Origin of the sequence: Rhizobium sp. 2YAF20 (genome assembly GCF_052114685.1) — a bacterium.
Classification (GTDB): domain Bacteria; phylum Pseudomonadota; class Alphaproteobacteria; order Rhizobiales; family Rhizobiaceae; genus Rhizobium.
Window position 1 is genome coordinate 155562 of the sequence record NZ_JBFRFF010000006.1, and the last position, 15598, is coordinate 171159.

General features: G+C 60.3%; 13 protein-coding genes. 11 read left to right on the forward strand and 2 right to left on the reverse strand.

Annotation, left to right across the window (positions count from 1 at the left end; genetic code table 11):
• Positions 1-148 precede the first annotated feature (148 nt).
• The 8 genes from dusB to hflX all read left to right on the forward strand — a co-directional run bounded on the left by dusB (position 149) and on the right by hflX (position 10424).
• Positions 149-1168: a tRNA dihydrouridine synthase DusB gene (dusB, locus tag AB4Z52_RS11335; protein WP_442218088.1), complete on the forward strand. Its 1020-nt coding sequence runs from the start codon at positions 149-151 to the stop codon at positions 1166-1168.
• Positions 1165-2322, forward strand: coding sequence for a two-component system sensor histidine kinase NtrB (locus tag AB4Z52_RS11340; protein ID WP_442218010.1), 1158 nt, complete (start codon positions 1165-1167; stop codon positions 2320-2322). The genes dusB and AB4Z52_RS11340 overlap by 4 nt, the downstream gene beginning before the upstream one ends.
• Positions 2319-3770: a nitrogen regulation protein NR(I) gene (ntrC, locus tag AB4Z52_RS11345; protein WP_442218011.1), complete on the forward strand. Its 1452-nt coding sequence runs from the start codon at positions 2319-2321 to the stop codon at positions 3768-3770. The genes AB4Z52_RS11340 and ntrC overlap by 4 nt, the downstream gene beginning before the upstream one ends.
• A 313-nt stretch (positions 3771-4083) precedes the next feature.
• Positions 4084-6357, forward strand: a complete 2274-nt coding sequence (locus AB4Z52_RS11350; RefSeq protein ID WP_442218012.1) for an ATP-binding protein — start codon at positions 4084-4086, stop codon at positions 6355-6357.
• Positions 6347-7711, forward strand: a complete 1365-nt coding sequence (gene ntrX / locus AB4Z52_RS11355; RefSeq protein WP_442218013.1) for a nitrogen assimilation response regulator NtrX — start codon at positions 6347-6349, stop codon at positions 7709-7711. Before AB4Z52_RS11350 ends, ntrX begins: the two co-directional genes overlap by 11 nt.
• 74 nt (positions 7712-7785) lie before the next feature.
• Positions 7786-8649, forward strand: a complete 864-nt coding sequence (locus tag AB4Z52_RS11360) for a D-amino-acid transaminase (protein WP_442218014.1) — start codon at positions 7786-7788, stop codon at positions 8647-8649.
• 108 nt (positions 8650-8757) lie between these two features.
• The gene (gene hfq / locus AB4Z52_RS11365) at positions 8758-9000 is read left to right on the forward strand and encodes an RNA chaperone Hfq (protein WP_003539403.1); all 243 of its coding nucleotides are present in this window, start codon (positions 8758-8760) and stop codon (positions 8998-9000) included.
• A gap of 89 nt (positions 9001-9089) precedes the next feature.
• A complete protein-coding gene (gene hflX, locus AB4Z52_RS11370) occupies positions 9090-10424 on the forward strand; it encodes a GTPase HflX (RefSeq protein WP_442218015.1) in 1335 nt (444 codons plus the stop codon).
• Between the two features lie 31 nt (positions 10425-10455).
• Here hflX and mazG read toward each other — a convergent pair whose 3' ends face one another.
• Positions 10456-11289: a nucleoside triphosphate pyrophosphohydrolase gene (mazG, locus tag AB4Z52_RS11375; protein ID WP_442218016.1), complete on the reverse strand. Its 834-nt coding sequence runs from the start codon at positions 11287-11289 to the stop codon at positions 10456-10458.
• A 28-nt stretch (positions 11290-11317) separates the two neighbouring features.
• Entirely contained in the window at positions 11318-11905 is a 588-nt protein-coding gene (locus tag AB4Z52_RS11380) for a nucleoside deaminase (protein WP_442218017.1), read from the reverse strand.
• Between the two features lie 248 nt (positions 11906-12153).
• Between AB4Z52_RS11380 and cysG the strand changes: the two genes are divergently transcribed.
• From cysG to AB4Z52_RS11395, 3 genes are read left to right on the forward strand one after another with little or no spacing between them, the layout of a single operon-like run.
• Complete coding sequence (cysG, locus tag AB4Z52_RS11385) at positions 12154-13590, forward strand: siroheme synthase CysG (protein ID WP_442218018.1); 1437 nt, start codon at positions 12154-12156, stop codon at positions 13588-13590.
• Position 13591: 1 nt separating this feature from the next.
• Positions 13592-13906 (forward strand): DUF2849 domain-containing protein, encoded by a 315-nt coding sequence (locus AB4Z52_RS11390; RefSeq protein WP_442218019.1) that lies wholly within the window; start codon positions 13592-13594, stop codon positions 13904-13906.
• An 8-nt stretch (positions 13907-13914) separates the two neighbouring features.
• Positions 13915-15588: a nitrite/sulfite reductase gene (locus tag AB4Z52_RS11395; RefSeq protein WP_442218020.1), complete on the forward strand. Its 1674-nt coding sequence runs from the start codon at positions 13915-13917 to the stop codon at positions 15586-15588.
• Positions 15589-15598 lie beyond the last annotated feature (10 nt).

Here is a 15598-nt window from a genome sequence, read left to right on the forward strand (position 1 = left end):
ACCTCGGAGAAACAGGCATTGCGATAGCAGCGGTCTATCGCCTGGACCGGGCATTTTCCAGCATTTGCCCAAAAAATATCGGCTTTCGCTGAAACCGCTTGGCAAGCTCCATAATTATGGCTAAAAATAGTGCAAGCATAAGGCGTGCCTGAAAGATAATCAATTGTCCCTCGTCAATCTAGCAGCTCCGTTTTCCATCGGCACGATCCCGATCCGAAACCGCGTGATCCTCGCGCCGATGTCCGGCGTCACCGATTTGCCCTTTCGTCGTCTGGCGTTGCGATACGGCGCCGGGCTTGTTGTCACGGAGATGGTCGCTAGCCGCGAGCTCGTGCTCGACGCGGGAGAATCCTGGTCTCGCCTGAAAAGCGCCGGCCTCAAGCCCCATATGGTGCAGCTCGCCGGTCGGGAAGCCCATTGGATGGCGGATGCCGCAAGAATCGCCGTCGACAACGGTGCCGACATTATCGACATCAACATGGGTTGCCCGGCCAAGAAGGTGATTGGCGGCTATTCCGGGTCTGCATTGATGCGCGACCCCGACCATGCGCTTAGCCTTATCGAGGCAACGGTCAAGGCCGTCAATGTGCCGGTGACGTTGAAGATGCGGCTCGGCTGGGACGAAAAATCGATCAACGCACCTGAGATAGCGAGGCGAGCTGAAGCTGCCGGCATTCAGATGGTGACGATCCATGGTCGCACCCGGATGCAGTTCTACGAGGGCAAGGCGGATTGGGATGCGATCCGGGCGGTGCGGGACGTATTGTCCATCCCACTGGTCGCCAATGGCGACGTCGACAACGCTGAGGATGCCGAGAAGATTCTTCGCCGTTCGGGCGCCGATGCTGTGATGATCGGCAGGGGCTGTCAGGGGCGGCCGTGGCACGCCGGCGTGCTGGCGGGTTACGACCTGCCCGGGCAAGACGAGATTGCCGACATTGCGCTGGAGCACTATGCCGCCATGCTTGATTTCTATGGCGAGACCGTCGGCGTTCGCCATTCTCGCAAGCATCTTGGCTGGTATCTCGCCCGGTACGCGACGGCAATATCCGGCGCGGACAAGGCGCGCATCATGACATCGGGAAACCCTGCCGAGGTGGCGTCGCTCATGGGCGAGGCGCTGAGAGCCAATATCGATCTTACGCCACGCGCACAGGAGGCCGCATGAGTTCCGATACCGACTCCGTGCCGTCCACAAATACAAGAAATGCCCTGGCGATGGCCGTTCTCAACGCCATCCAGAACCCGGTCGTCATGGTCGACGAGGCGGGCTTGATGACCTTCGCCAACTGGGAGGGAGAGGCGTTTTTCGGGGCGAGCGCTTCACATCTCGCCCGCTACAATATCTCGACCTTCATTCCATTCGGAAGCCCGCTTCTGGCTCTAATCGACCAGGTTCGCGAGCGTCGCGCGCCGGTCAACGAATATCGTGTCGATCTTAGTTCGCCGCGGCTCGGCCAGGACAAACTTGTCGATCTCTATGTGGCGCCTGTCGTGAGCGAGCCGGGATCGGTGGTGATCGTGTTCCAGGAACGGTCGATGGCCGACAAGATCGATCGCCAGTTGACCCACCGCGCAGCTGCTCGCTCGGTAACCGGCCTTGCCTCGATGCTTGCCCACGAGATCAAGAACCCGCTGTCGGGTATCCGAGGTGCGGCCCAGCTTCTTGAGCAGTCGGTGGAGGACGAGGACCGGGCGCTGACGCGGCTGATCTGCGACGAGACCGACCGCATCGTCTCGCTGGTCGACCGGATGGAGGTCTTTTCCGACGAGCGGCCGGTAGACCGCGTGCCGGTTAATATCCATTCGGTGCTGGACCACGTAAAGGCGGTCGCGAAGGCCGGTTTTGCCCGCAATATCAAGATCTCGGAGCTTTACGACCCGTCATTGCCCGCGGTCTATGCCAATCGTGACCAACTGGTACAGATCTTCCTGAACCTTGTGAAGAACGCCGCCGAGGCGGTTGGCGACAAGCCGGAGGGCGAGATCATGTTGACGACGGCTTACCGTCCCGGCATTCGCCTTTCGGTCGCAGGTTCCCGTGAAAAGATTTCGTTGCCGCTGGAGTTTTGCGTCATAGACAATGGCCCTGGCGTGCCCGCGGATCTGTTGCCACACCTGTTCGATCCTTTCGTCACCACGAAGATGAACGGCACGGGACTGGGCCTTGCCTTGGTTGCCAAGATCATCGGCGATCATGGCGGCATCGTCGAATGCGATAGCCAGAACCACAAGACGACGTTCCGCGTTCTCATGCCGGCCTCCAAAGGCATAACCCTCGAAGACGCCAATCCCGCGAACTTTACAGGACCTCATAAATGACTGCCACGATCCTTGTCGCTGATGACGATGCTGCCATTCGCACGGTCCTCAATCAGGCCTTGAGCCGCGCCGGCTACGATGTCCGTATCACATCCAATGCCGCGACTCTTTGGCGGTGGATTTCGGCGGGCGAGGGCGATCTCGTGGTCACCGACGTCGTCATGCCGGACGAGAATGCTTTCGATCTGCTGCCACGCATCAAGAAGGCTCGTCCAGACCTGCCAGTGTTGGTCATGAGCGCCCAGAATACGTTCATGACGGCCATCAAGGCCTCGGAGAAGGGGGCCTACGACTACCTGCCAAAGCCTTTCGACCTTACCGAGCTGATCGCGATCATCGGGCGCGCCCTTTCCGAGCCAAAGCGCAAGCCGGTGAAGATCGAGGACGACATGCAAGATGGCATGCCGCTGGTCGGTCGGTCGGCCGCTATGCAGGAAATCTATCGTGTGCTCGCCCGCCTGATGCAGACCGACCTTACCCTAATGATCACCGGCGAATCCGGCACCGGCAAGGAATTGGTGGCACGGGCGCTGCATGACTACGGCAAGCGCCGCAATGGCCCGTTCGTTGCCATCAATATGGCGGCTATCCCGCGCGACCTGATCGAGTCGGAGTTGTTCGGCCACGAAAAGGGCGCCTTTACGGGAGCGCAGACGCGCTCCACCGGGCGCTTCGAGCAGGCCGAGGGCGGCACGCTGTTCCTCGACGAAATTGGCGATATGCCGATGGATGCGCAGACGCGGCTGCTGCGGGTGCTGCAGCAGGGCGAATACACCACGGTCGGCGGCCGAACGCCGATCCGCACCGATGTCCGCATCGTTGCCGCCACCAACAAGGACCTGAAGCAGGCGATCAATCAGGGGCAATTCCGCGAGGACCTCTACTATCGCCTCAATGTCGTGCCGCTGCGTCTGCCGCCGCTGCGTGATCGCGCCGAGGATATCCCGGATCTCGTTCGCCATTTCATCCAGCAGGCAGAAAAAGAGGGTCTCGGCTCCAAGCGATTCGACCAGGAAGCGCTGGAGTTGATGAAGGCTTATCCCTGGCCGGGCAACGTGCGCGAGCTGGAGAACCTTATTCGCCGTCTGATGGCGCTTTATCCACAGGATGTGATCAGCCGCGAAATCATCGATGCGGAACTGCGCGCCGATGTCCCTGATAGCCCCATCGACAAGGGACCCGCCCGCAACGGCAGCATGACCATCGCCCAGGCGGTCGAGGAGAACATGCGCGCCTATTTCGCAAGCTTTGGCGAAGGCTTACCGCCCGCCGGCCTTTACGATCGCGTTTTGACCGAGCTTGAATATCCGCTGATCCTCGCAGCGCTGACCGCGACGCGCGGAAACCAGATCAAGGCCGCCGATTTGCTGGGGCTGAACCGCAATACCCTGCGCAAGAAGATCCGCGAACTTGGCGTTTCGGTTTATCGGAGCTCCCGCACCGCCTGACCGCTGCGGTACTTGACAATGTCACCCATAGCGTTGCATTTTCGCCACAATGCGTTGCTTAAAGGTCACGCAGCCGATTGGCCGATTTGCATGCGCGATTTCAAGGGAAAGCTCCACTTGTCGGAGCGGAAGATCAAGGTTTTTGGCTTTCTGCAGTTGGCTGTATGATCGCTGAAACCAGTTGGCTGGTGGTGACGAATGCCGCGTCCGCCTGCGATCATCCAGGTCCCGACAATCGCCGACGCCACAGCCAGATTGGTCGGACCAAATCAGGCAAGGCGCCTTCGGGCGCCCATGCCGGGAGACGAATGGAATGCAGCAGGAAGCAGCCACGCCGGCGGCGGGCAACGAGGCGATCGTCAAGGTGACGGACCGCCGCGCCTCCTTCGCCCTTCCGGGCCTGGCATTGGCCGGCGTGGCGCTTCTCTGCGCGACCGCCACCCTGTTCATTCTCCTCGGCCTGACGCCGATCCCGCCCAATTCCAACGTCGTTCTCGCCTCCGCAGCGGTGAACTCCTTCTTCGTCCTGGCGATGATCGTCCTGATCGGACGCGAGGTGGTTCGCCTGCAAAAGGCTAGAAGTCGCGGCCGTGCTGCAGCCCGTCTGCACATTCGAATTGTCGTGCTGTTCTCGATCGTGGCGATCACTCCGGCTATCCTGGTTGCGATCTTCGCCAGCCTGACGCTGAATGTCGGTCTTGACCGCTGGTTCGCGCTTCGCACACAGCAGATCATCAGCTCCTCCCAGAACGTCGCGCAAGCCTATCTGATGGAAAACGCCAGCTACCTTCAGGGGCAGACGGTATCGATGGGTAACGATCTCGAGCGCAATCGCGCCCTCTATAGCCTCGACCAGACCGGTTTCGCAGAACTGATGACGCGCCAGGCCCGCGGGCGCGGCCTTCTCGGGGCCTTCCTCGTGCGGCGCGACGGCACCGCGATCTTGCAGGCCGATATCAAGACCGAGCGGCCTTTACCGGCAATCCCCAAGGATGCGCTCGAAGCTTCTGCGGGTGGCCAGCCGACGCTTATACCGCCTGGTGTCACCAACCTGGTGGGGGCAATTATCAAGCTTGACGATATTCCGGGAGCCTTTCTCTACACGGTGCGGGCGGTCGACCCGCGCGTCATGAGCGCGATGCGGATGGTCGAGGAAAACACTGCGGAGTACAAGGCGATGGAGGGCGGGCGCATGTCCCTGCAGATCGCCTTTGCCGTGCTCTATATCGGCTTTGCACTGATCGTGCTGCTGGCCGCGATCTGGACGGCGATCGCGGTTGCCGATCGTATCGTGCGGCCGATCCGCCTGCTGATCAGCGCCGCCGACAATGTCGCCTCCGGCAACATGAACGTTCTGGTGCCGGTCCGCGCCGCCGACGGCGATGTCGGAAGCCTGTCGCGCACGTTCAACAAGATGATTTCGGAGATACGCACCCAGCGCGACGAAATCCTCGAGGCCAAGGACGAGGTCGACGATCGCCGCCGGTTCATCGAGGCCGTGCTGTCAGGCGTGACGGCGGCGGTGATCGGCGTCGAGCACGACCGCCGCATCACCATCGTCAACAATGCCGCCGAAATCCTGCTGACGCTTGAAAGCAGCGAGCTTCTTGGTCGGAGCCTGGTTGACATCGCACCGGAGGTCGATCAGGTCGTCACGGAGGCCGCCGCCCGTCACCGCAACGATTTCCGCAAGCAGATCAGTCTCGTGCGCGGCGGCACGGTTCGGACCCTCAGCGTCCAGGTCACGCGCGAGGAAGCGAGGGACTTGAAGGAGTCCTATGTCATTACGCTTGACGATATCACCGATCTCGTCATCGCCCAGCGCTCGACGGCGTGGGCGGACGTCGCGCGGCGCATCGCGCACGAGATCAAGAACCCGCTGACGCCGATCCAGCTGTCGGCGGAGCGCATTCGCCGCCGCTATGGCAAGCAGATCGATGAGAACGACCGTGCGGTCTTCGACCAGTGTACGGATACCATCATCCGTCAGGTGGGCGACATCGGCCGCATGGTCGATGAGTTCTCGTCCTTCGCCCGTATGCCCAAGCCGACGATGGAGCCGACCGATCTTCGCAATATCCTTCGGGATGCCCTATTCCTGCGCGAGATGGGAAACAATCACGTCAAATTCGAACGCGAACTCGGCAGCGAGCCGTTGGTCGGCATGTTCGACCAGCGCATGCTGGGCCAGGCTTTCGGCAACCTCATCAAGAACGCGGTAGAAGCAATCGAGGCTGTTCCCAGCAGCGAAAGTCGCGATGGTTCGAAAATCCTTATTCGTGCTTCGCTCGATAGTGAACGCGATCGCTTTACCGTCGATGTGATCGACAACGGTCGCGGCCTGCCCGTCGAGAACCGTCACAGCATACTCGAACCCTATATGACGATGCGCGAAAAGGGCACCGGGCTCGGCCTCGCGATCGTCAAGAAGATCATTGAAGACCACGGCGGACAGCTCGAACTACACGATGCTCCCGCTGAATTCGACGGGGGTAGGGGAGCCATGATCCGCGTGCATCTGCCGCGCCGTGAACTGGCCACCGTCCCCCAGACCGCAAGCGACAAGGAAACAGTTTATGGCCTCTGATATTCTCGTGGTGGACGACGAGGAGGACATTCGGGAGATTGTCTCGGGAATTCTATCCGATGAAGGGCACGAGACCCGCACCGCATACGACAGCGACAGCGCGCTCGCCGCGATTTCGGATCGCGCACCGCGGCTGGTCTTTCTCGACATATGGATGCAGGGCAGTAAGCTCGATGGGCTGGCGCTTCTAGATGAGATCAAGGCCCGTCACCCTGATTTGCCTGTCGTCATGATCTCGGGCCACGGTAACGTCGAAACCGCTGTCTCCGCCATCAAGCGTGGTGCCTTCGACTTCATCGAGAAGCCTTTCAAGGCCGATCGTCTCATCCTGATCGCCGAGCGGGCGCTTGAGAATTCCAAGTTGAAGAAGGAACTCGTCGATCTGAAGAGGCGGACCGGCGACACCATCGAGCTGATCGGTACGTCGATTGCCGTGTCGCAGCTGCGCCAGACCATCGACAAGGTCTCCCCGACCAACAGCCGCGTCATGATCTTCGGCCCGTCGGGTTCCGGCAAGGAACTCGTGGCGCGCATGATGCACAAGAAATCGATGCGGGCCAACGGTCCGTTCGTGGCGCTCAATGCGGCCAATATCACGCCGGATCGCATGGAAGTCGCGCTCTTCGGCACGGAGGGCTCACCAGGCCAGTCCCGCAAGGTCGGCGCGCTGGAGGAAGCACATCGCGGCATGCTCTACCTCGACGAAGTCGGCGAAATGCCGCGCGAGACCCAGAACAAGATCCTGCGCGTATTGGTTGATCAGCAGTTCGAACGAGTAGGCGGATCAAAGCGGGTGAAGGTCGATGTCCGCATCATCTCGTCGACCGCCTATAATCTTGAAAGCCGCATTGCCGAAAACCTGTTTCGTGAGGACCTATATCATCGCCTCGCCGTCGTGCCGGTCCGCGTGCCGGCTCTTGCCGAGCGCCGCGAAGATATCCCGTTCTTGGTCGACCAACTGATGCGCCAGATTTCCGAACAGGCCGGCATCCGCCCGCGCCGCATCGGCGATGACGCAATGGCAGTGCTGCAGGCGCATGATTGGCCCGGCAATATCCGCCAGCTCCGCAACAACATCGAGCGGCTGATGATTCTTGCCCGGACCGACGGACCAGATTCGCCGATCACGGCCGAGATGCTGCCGACTGACCTTGGCGACATGCTGCCGAAGGTCTCGGCGCAGAACGACTATCACATCATGACGCTGCCCTTGCGCGAAGCCCGCGAAATGTTCGAGCGCGACTATCTGATCGCGCAGATCAATCGTTTCGGCGGCAATATCTCGCGCACGGCGGAGTTTGTCGGCATGGAGCGCTCGGCGCTACATCGCAAGCTGAAGTCGCTCGGCGTTTGATACTGATTTCCCGCGGCCGCACTTAGCTCCGCGGGACGATGGGTTTCCATTGATCCTCTCCAGCAAGGTCCGAGATGCCGAGAATTGCCTATGTGAATGGACGCTACCTGGCGCATGCCGACGCCATGGTCCATGTGGAAGACCGTGGCTATCAGTTTGCGGATGGCGTCTACGAAGTCTGCGAGGTGCGCCATGGGCTGATCGTCGATCTGACACGCCACCTGAACCGCCTCGACCGGTCGCTCGCAGAGCTGCGGATTGCCCGGCCGATGACCCGAGCAGCGCTGGTTGTCGTCATTTGCCAGACGCTGCGGCGCAATCGCGTTCGCAATGGCATGTTCTACCTGCAGGTCACACGCGGCGTCGCGCGTCGCGACCACGTCTTCCCAGCGGACGGCACGCCGTCGTCGATCGTCGTCACGGCCAAGAGCACCGATCAATCCGCAATCGCCCGGAAGAATGCCTTCGGCATCAAGGCGATCACGGTACGCGACAATCGCTGGGATCGCGTCGACATCAAGTCGGTCGGCCTCCTGCCCAACGCGCTGGCGCGCCAGCAGGCCAAGGAGGCGGGCGCCCAGGAAGCGATCTATGTCGACCACAACGGCATGGTGAAGGAAGGTGCCGCGACCAACGTCTGGATCGTTGATGCCGACGGCAAACTGGTCACCAGACCTGCCGAGCACGGTATCCTCAGAGGCATCACCCGTACCACGTTGATCGATATCGCAGCCAAACTTGGACTGCCGCTCGAGGAACGTTTTTTCTCCGTCGAGGAAATGATGGCGTCGCGCGAAGTTTTCGTCACGGCTGCCACAAGCATTTGTTTTCCCATCGTTTCCATCGATGGACAGGCGATTGCAAACGGCCATCCCGGTAGCGTGTCGCAGAAAATTAGAGAGGCCTTTTTCGACATTGCGGAAAAGACTGCGATTTGATACCAAGATTTGCTGGGGGAGAGTGGAGGGCCTCTCCTTTCCGGACACGAGGTCTATGTCTGAATTCCACCGGTCCACGGGGCCGGCAATAAAGAAAGAAGCGGCGCGATGGCGGAACGTTCTCAGAATTTGCAGGACTTATTTTTAAATACTGTTCGCAAACAGAAGATTTCACTCACTATATTCCTGATCAACGGTGTAAAGCTCACGGGCGTCGTTACGTCCTTCGACAACTTCTGCGTCCTGCTGCGGCGCGACGGTCATTCGCAACTTGTCTACAAGCATGCGATTTCAACCATCATGCCGGGCCAGCCGATGCAGATGTTCGAGAGCGAAGAAGCCGCATCCTGAACGCATCCTAGATAGGATATGCCGTCATCACGACACGCGATACGAAAAATGAATCCATCATCCCGGAAGCTTTGAAGCACCGGGATGACATGAAGGCGGTTGTCATCGTCCCTGTTCTGAAGCAGGCACGCGCGAACAAGGCTGCCAAGGCCGATGCGACGCTGACGACCACGCGCTCGTCCGAGAGCCGTCTCGAAGAGGCAAAGGGGCTTGCGCACGCGATCGATCTGGAAGTCGTTCATGGTGCGATCGTTCCGATCAACGATCCGCGCCCCGGAACGCTGCTCGGCAGCGGCAAGATCGAGGAAATCGGCGCGCTGCTGGACGAGTTCGACGCCGGCCTCGTCATAGTCGATCATCCCTTGACGCCGGTGCAGCAGCGCAATCTCGAAAAGGAATGGAACGCCAAGGTCATCGACCGGACAGGGCTCATTCTCGAAATCTTCGGCCGCCGCGCCTCCACCAAGGAAGGCACTCTGCAGGTCGATCTTGCGCATCTCAATTATCAGAAGGGCCGTCTGGTCCGCAGCTGGACCCACCTTGAACGCCAGCGCGGTGGTGCCGGATTCATGGGTGGCCCGGGTGAAACCCAGATCGAAGCCGACCGTCGTCAACTGCAGGATCGCATCATCAAGCTGGAGCGCGAACTCGAGCAGGTGGTGCGCACCCGGCAGCTTCATCGCGCCAAGCGCCGCAAGGTGCCGCATCCGATCGTGGCGCTGGTCGGGTACACCAATGCTGGAAAATCGACACTCTTCAATCGTATTACCGGCGCCGGCGTACTGGCGGAAGACATGCTTTTTGCGACGCTCGACCCGACGCTACGCCGCATGAAGCTGCCACAGGGCCGCACCGTCATCCTGTCCGACACCGTTGGCTTCATCTCCGATCTGCCGACCCATCTTGTCGCCGCCTTCCGCGCGACGCTGGAAGAGGTGCTGGAAGCCGACCTGATCCTTCATGTGCGTGACATGTCGGACGACGATAATGCGGCGCAAAATTCGGATGTCATGCGCATCCTCAGTGATCTCGGCATCGGTGACGCCGAAGGTGCGGATCGTATCGTCGAGGTCTGGAACAAGATCGACCGGCTGGAACCCGAGGCGCACGACGCAACGCTGCAGAAGGTTGCCTCCTCAAAGAACATCGTCGCCGTTTCGGCCATCACAGGCGAAGGCGTCGATCGTCTCATGGAAGAGATCAGCGGCAGGCTCTCCGGCGTGATGACAGAGGCGACCATCACCCTGCCTGTCGACAAGCTGGCGCTGCTCCCATGGCTCTACAGCCATGCGATCGTCGATGCACGCGAAGACAACGAGGATGGCACCGTCTCGCTGGATGTCCGCCTGTCGGAAGTGGAAGCTGGCGAGCTCGAGCGGCGGATGGGCAATGGCCCGAAGCCGCAGGGTGAAGACTGGGAATGACTTAAGGCATTGCCACGGAACCGGCCGGCAATCAGGCCAGCTGGCGTTCGATTGACTTCGCCGCCTGCCAGATGTCTTCCATACGCTCAAGCGTAGCGCCTTCGAGCGTCTCGCCTTCCGCTTCAAGTGTTTGCTCTATGTGACTGAATCGGCGACGAAATTTCGTATTCGTCCCGCGAAGCGCTTGCTCGGGATCGGCATTGACATACCGGCCGATATTGACGACCGCAAAGATCAGATCGCCCAGTTCGTCGCTGACCTTGGCTCGGTCACCATCCTTGAGCGCGACGCGCAGCTCATCGATTTCCTCCTCGATCTTGTCGAGGATCGGCTCAGGCGCCGACCAGTCGAAGCCAACCTTTGCGGCGCGCTCCTGCAATTTGATTGCTTCCGTGAGCGCCGGGAAGCTGCGCTGGACCGAGCCGAGAAAACCGCTGGTGAAATCTTCCGCGATGCCCAGGCGCGCTCGCCGCTCGGCCCGCTCCCGTTTTTCCTCGTTCTTGATCTCCTCCCACTGCTTCTTGACAGCGCCGGGCGTCGAAGCTTCGGAGATGGCGAAGACATGTGGGTGCCGGCGGATCATCTTTCGCGTAATCGCCTCGACCACGTCGCCAAAAGAGAATTCGCCGGCTTCTTCAGCCATCCGCGCATGGAAGACGACCTGCAGCAGAAGGTCTCCAAGCTCCTCGCAGAGGTCCCCCATGTCCCGGCGTTCGATGGCGTCGGAGACCTCGTAGGCCTCCTCGATCGTATAAGGCTTGATGCTTTCGAAGGTCTGCACCACGTCCCACGGGCAACCGTTTACGGGGTCCCGCAATGCCGACATGATTTCGACCAGCCGGGATATGTCCTTCGACGGTTGCATAGGAGCCTCTTTCGATCGTCTGTCTGTTTCAGTTAAGGGGGATTGCGTTTTCGCTCTTCGACGCCTGATAGCTTTTCGAAAGCCCGTCATAGGCGGCCTTGATGCGAGCCGTCTGCGCTTTCAGCTCGGCTTTTATTGCCGCTGTTTCCGTCTCGACCAGATCGGTAATCGCAAAGCTGTTCCAGAATGCGTTCCGCTTGCGATAGCCGCCGGGCTCGAGGCCGAAGACCTCCATCAGTATCTTCAGGTCATGGGGAATGGCGAAACTGTCGCGCGAATCCTCATGGCTGAAGAAATAGTAGAAGTTATCGAAGCCAGCCCAGGTGATTGCCGACATGCACATTGTGCATGGCTCATGCGTTGAAAGGAAAATAAGGTCCTTCGTTGCCGGTTTTTCGCCCATTTCGTAAAAGCGCTTCAGTGTGTGAACCTCGCCATGCCAGAGCGGATTTTCAAGCTCGTTGTTGGCCTCGGCGACCACAAGCGACAGATCCGACTTGCGCAGGATCGCGGCGCCGAACACCTTGTTTCCAACGGAGACGCCTTTTGCCGTCAGCGGCAGGATGTTGTCCTCAATGACCTCGAGGAGACGGGCTGCAATGGTGTTGGAAGACAAGCTTGGCACTCCTTATTTGCAGGCGACTTTACCCGCATCCGAGCCCCTGCGGAAAGCGGAAATGACACATGGACTTTGTTTGCCACAACGAATACCAGATGTTGCTAACAGGGCCGAGTGGTGGGTTTTGCTCAATTCTCGGGTCTGTCGGGTAAAAGAATACGCGAGGCTCTTGTCCCGGGAATTTCTGTTTCTTCAATCTCTTGCTGTTAACCGCCATATTCGGGCCTTCTCGAAGTGGATTGATAATGCCTCCCAGGACTGACCAGCTTTCGGTATTTCCAGCCTTCATGCGCGTGGAAGGCAGGATCGCGGCTGTCTTCGGCAATGGCGACGAAGCTTACGCCAAGACGCGGCTTCTGATGAACACCCAGGCTCGCATAGTCGCCTATGCCGACGCGCCCGAGGCGCACTACGCAACCGTCCTCGAGGCCAACGGCATCGAGACCGTACGCCTTGCGTTTTCACCCGACCAGGTCAAGGGTGCAGTGCTGGTCTTTGCTGCGACCGGCGACGCTGCAATGGACCGCGAAATCGCCGCCTGCGCTCGCGCCGAAAAGATACCAGCCAATGCGGTCGACCAGCCCGAGCATTGCGATTTCTTCACACCGGCTTTGGTCAACCGGGCTCCGGTCGCTGTGGCCGTCGGGACAGAAGGTGCAGGTCCCGTCCTTGCGCAGATGATCCGCGCCGAGGTCGACCAGATGCTTTCGCCCTCGCTCGGCAAGCTGGCGGCGTTGGCTACTCGCTATCGCAAGGCGGCCGAAGACCTCGTTCCGCGCGGCGTGGCGCGGCGGGTGTTTTGGAGACGGTTTTTTACTGGTGCTGTTGCCGATGCCGTCGATGCAGGCGATTTTCACCAGGCGGAACGTGCAGCCAACGACCTGCTGCGGTCCCCGGAACGGCTTGCGGGCCACGTCTGGCTCGTGGGTGCCGGCCCCGGTGCCGAGGATCTCCTGACGCTGCGGGCGCAGCGGGTGATGATGGAAGCGGATGCCATTGTCTATGACGCGCTCGTGCCACCGGCGATCGTCGATATGGGCCGCCGCGATGCCGAGCGTTTTTCGGTCGGCAAGCGCAAGGGCTGCCATTCCAAGTCCCAGGAAGAGATCAACGATCTTCTGGTGGAACTTGGCCGCAATGGTAAGCGCGTCGTCCGGCTGAAATCGGGCGATCCCCTGGTCTATGGCCGGGCAGGGGAAGAGATGGCAGCGCTCAGAAGTGCTGGTATCTCCTATGAGGTTGTGCCGGGGATCACGTCCGCCTTTGCCGCTGCAGCCGACTTCCAGCTGCCCCTGACGTTGCGCGGCGTCGCCTCGTCTCTGGTCTTTACCACCGGTCACGACCTCACCGGCGATGTCCTGCCGGATTGGGCGAGCCTTGCGATCTCCGGCGCCACCATCGCAGTCTATATGGGCCGCACGGTTGCCGCTTCCGTCGCCGGTCGTCTTATGGAAGCCGGTCTGCCAGCCGAAACGACAGTTGCCGTCATCGAGAACGCCAGCCGTTGCGACCGTCGCCTGATGCACGGTACGCTGAAGGACCTACCTGACCTCGAATTCCGCGATGAGCTGACCGGTCCAGTCATGGTCATCATCGGCGACGCGGTCGCCGGCGCCAATTTCGACCATTCAGAGCCGCTGGTCCACAAGGTGACCGTGGCCCAAGAATTTGCAAGGAGCTGACATGGCAGACAAGGTTCTGACCGCCAACCGACTGACCGATGGAATTGCCGTCTGGCTGAATGCGAACGGCGAGTGGGCGACGTCCCTGCAGGATGCGCTGGTTGCGCGTCACGGGGAAGCTGTTGCCGCCCTGGAGGCCATCGGCAAGAAATCCTACGCCGACAACAAGGTCGTTGACGTCACGATCATCGAAGTACATGAAACCGACGGAGTTCTATGGCCGCTGCGGCTTCGCGAGCGCATCCGCGCCGAAGGCCCGACCATGGAATACGCGCCCGGCTATCCGGTCGCCGATCCGAAATTTATTGATGCCTGAGGAAGACGATGTATCGCTACGACGAATTTGACCACGCCTTTGTCGCCGAGCGCGTCGCGCAGTTTCGCGATCAGGTCGAGCGCCGCCTTTCGGGCGAACTTTCGGAAGATGCCTTCAAGCCGCTGCGCCTGATGAACGGAGTCTATCTGCAGCTGCACGCTTATATGCTGCGCATCGCCATTCCCTACGGCACGTTGAGTTCGCGGCAGCTGCGCATGCTCGCCCATATCGCCCGTACCTACGACCGCGGCTACGGCCATTTCACCACGCGCCAGAACCTGCAGTTCAATTGGCCGAAGCTCTCGGATATGCCCGCGGTACTCGACGAACTCGCCTCTGTCGAGATGCATGCGATCCAGACCTCGGGCAATTGCATTCGCAACGTCACCGCTGACCATTTCGCCGGCGCAGCAGCGGATGAAGTTGCCGACCCGAGGCCCTATGCCGAGATCCTGCGCCAGTGGTCATCGGTCCACCCGGAATTCTCGTTCTTGCCGCGCAAGTTCAAGATCGCCGTTACCGGTGCCGAGCGCGACCGCGCTGCGATCCAGGTGCACGATATTGGCCTGCACCTGAAAAAGAACGACAAGGGCGAGACCGGTTTTGCCGTCTACGTCGGTGGCGGGCAGGGTCGTACCCCGATGATCGCCAAGCTCATTCGCGACTTCCTGCCGGAAGAAGACTTGCTGTCCTACACCACTGCCATCATGCGCGTGTACAATCTCCATGGCCGCCGCGACAACAAGTACAAGGCGCGCATCAAGATCCTTGTCCACGAGACCGGTGCCGAAGAACTAGCGCGTCAGGTGGAGGTGGAGTTCAATCAGCTTCGGGATACCGAACTGAGGTTGCCGGATGCCGACGTCCAAGCGATCTCGACCTATTTCGCTTTGCCGGCCATGCCGGAGCGTCCGGAGGGCTGGGAAAATCTGGCGCGCTGGAAGAAGGCCGATCCGCAGTTTGCGCTATGGGTCCAGCAGAACGTCAAGCCCCACAAGAACCCCGACTACGGCATGGTGACGATTTCGCTGAAGCCGATCGGCGGTATTCCGGGCGACGCGTCGGACGCGCAGATGGACATCATCGCCGACGTCGCCGAGGAATATGCCTTCGACGAAATCCGGGTCAGCCACGAGCAGAATCTCATCCTGCCGCATGTGGCGCTGGCGGACCTCGAAGCAGTCTATCGCGGCCTGGTCGCCGGTGGCCTTCAGACTGCGAATGCCGGCCTGATCACCGATATCATTGCCTGTCCTGGGCTCGACTATTGCGCGCTTGCAAATGCGCGCTCCATTCCGCTTGCCCAGGAAATCTCGAGCCGGTTTGGCAATGCCGAGCGCCAGGCGGAGATCGGCGAGCTCAAGATCAAGATCTCCGGCTGCATCAATGCTTGCGGCCATCACCACGTCGGCCATATCGGCCTGCTGGGTGTCGAAAAGAAGGGCGCTGAGCTTTATCAGATCACGCTTGGCGGCTCGGGCGACGAGCATACGTCGATCGGCGAGATCATCGGTCGCGGTTTCGAACCATCAAAGGTAACGGACGCCATCGAAACGATCGTCAACACCTATCTCGATCTGCGCCTCAATCCCTCCGAAATCTTCCTCGAAGCCTATCGTCGCGTCGGTCCGCAGCCTTTCAAGGATGCGCTCTATGGCTCGGCAGCGGCAGAAGCGGCATAACGGGGAAATG

Coding starts and splice junctions, on each gene's coding strand:
- AB4Z52_RS11340 (WP_442218010.1), top strand. CDS start 1,165: ATGAGTTCCGATACCGACTCCGTGCCGTCCACAAATACAAGAAATGCC.
- ntrC (WP_442218011.1), top strand. CDS start 2,319: ATGACTGCCACGATCCTTGTCGCTGATGACGATGCTGCCATTCGCACG.
- AB4Z52_RS11350 (WP_442218012.1), top strand. CDS start 4,084: ATGCAGCAGGAAGCAGCCACGCCGGCGGCGGGCAACGAGGCGATCGTC.
- ntrX (WP_442218013.1), top strand. CDS start 6,347: ATGGCCTCTGATATTCTCGTGGTGGACGACGAGGAGGACATTCGGGAG.
- AB4Z52_RS11360 (WP_442218014.1), top strand. CDS start 7,786: ATGCCGAGAATTGCCTATGTGAATGGACGCTACCTGGCGCATGCCGAC.
- hfq (WP_003539403.1), top strand. CDS start 8,758: ATGGCGGAACGTTCTCAGAATTTGCAGGACTTATTTTTAAATACTGTT.
- hflX (WP_442218015.1), top strand. CDS start 9,090: ATGAAGGCGGTTGTCATCGTCCCTGTTCTGAAGCAGGCACGCGCGAAC.
- mazG (WP_442218016.1), bottom strand. CDS start 11,289: ATGCAACCGTCGAAGGACATATCCCGGCTGGTCGAAATCATGTCGGCA.
- cysG (WP_442218018.1), top strand. CDS start 12,154: ATGCCTCCCAGGACTGACCAGCTTTCGGTATTTCCAGCCTTCATGCGC.
- AB4Z52_RS11390 (WP_442218019.1), top strand. CDS start 13,592: ATGGCAGACAAGGTTCTGACCGCCAACCGACTGACCGATGGAATTGCC.
- AB4Z52_RS11395 (WP_442218020.1), top strand. CDS start 13,915: ATGTATCGCTACGACGAATTTGACCACGCCTTTGTCGCCGAGCGCGTC.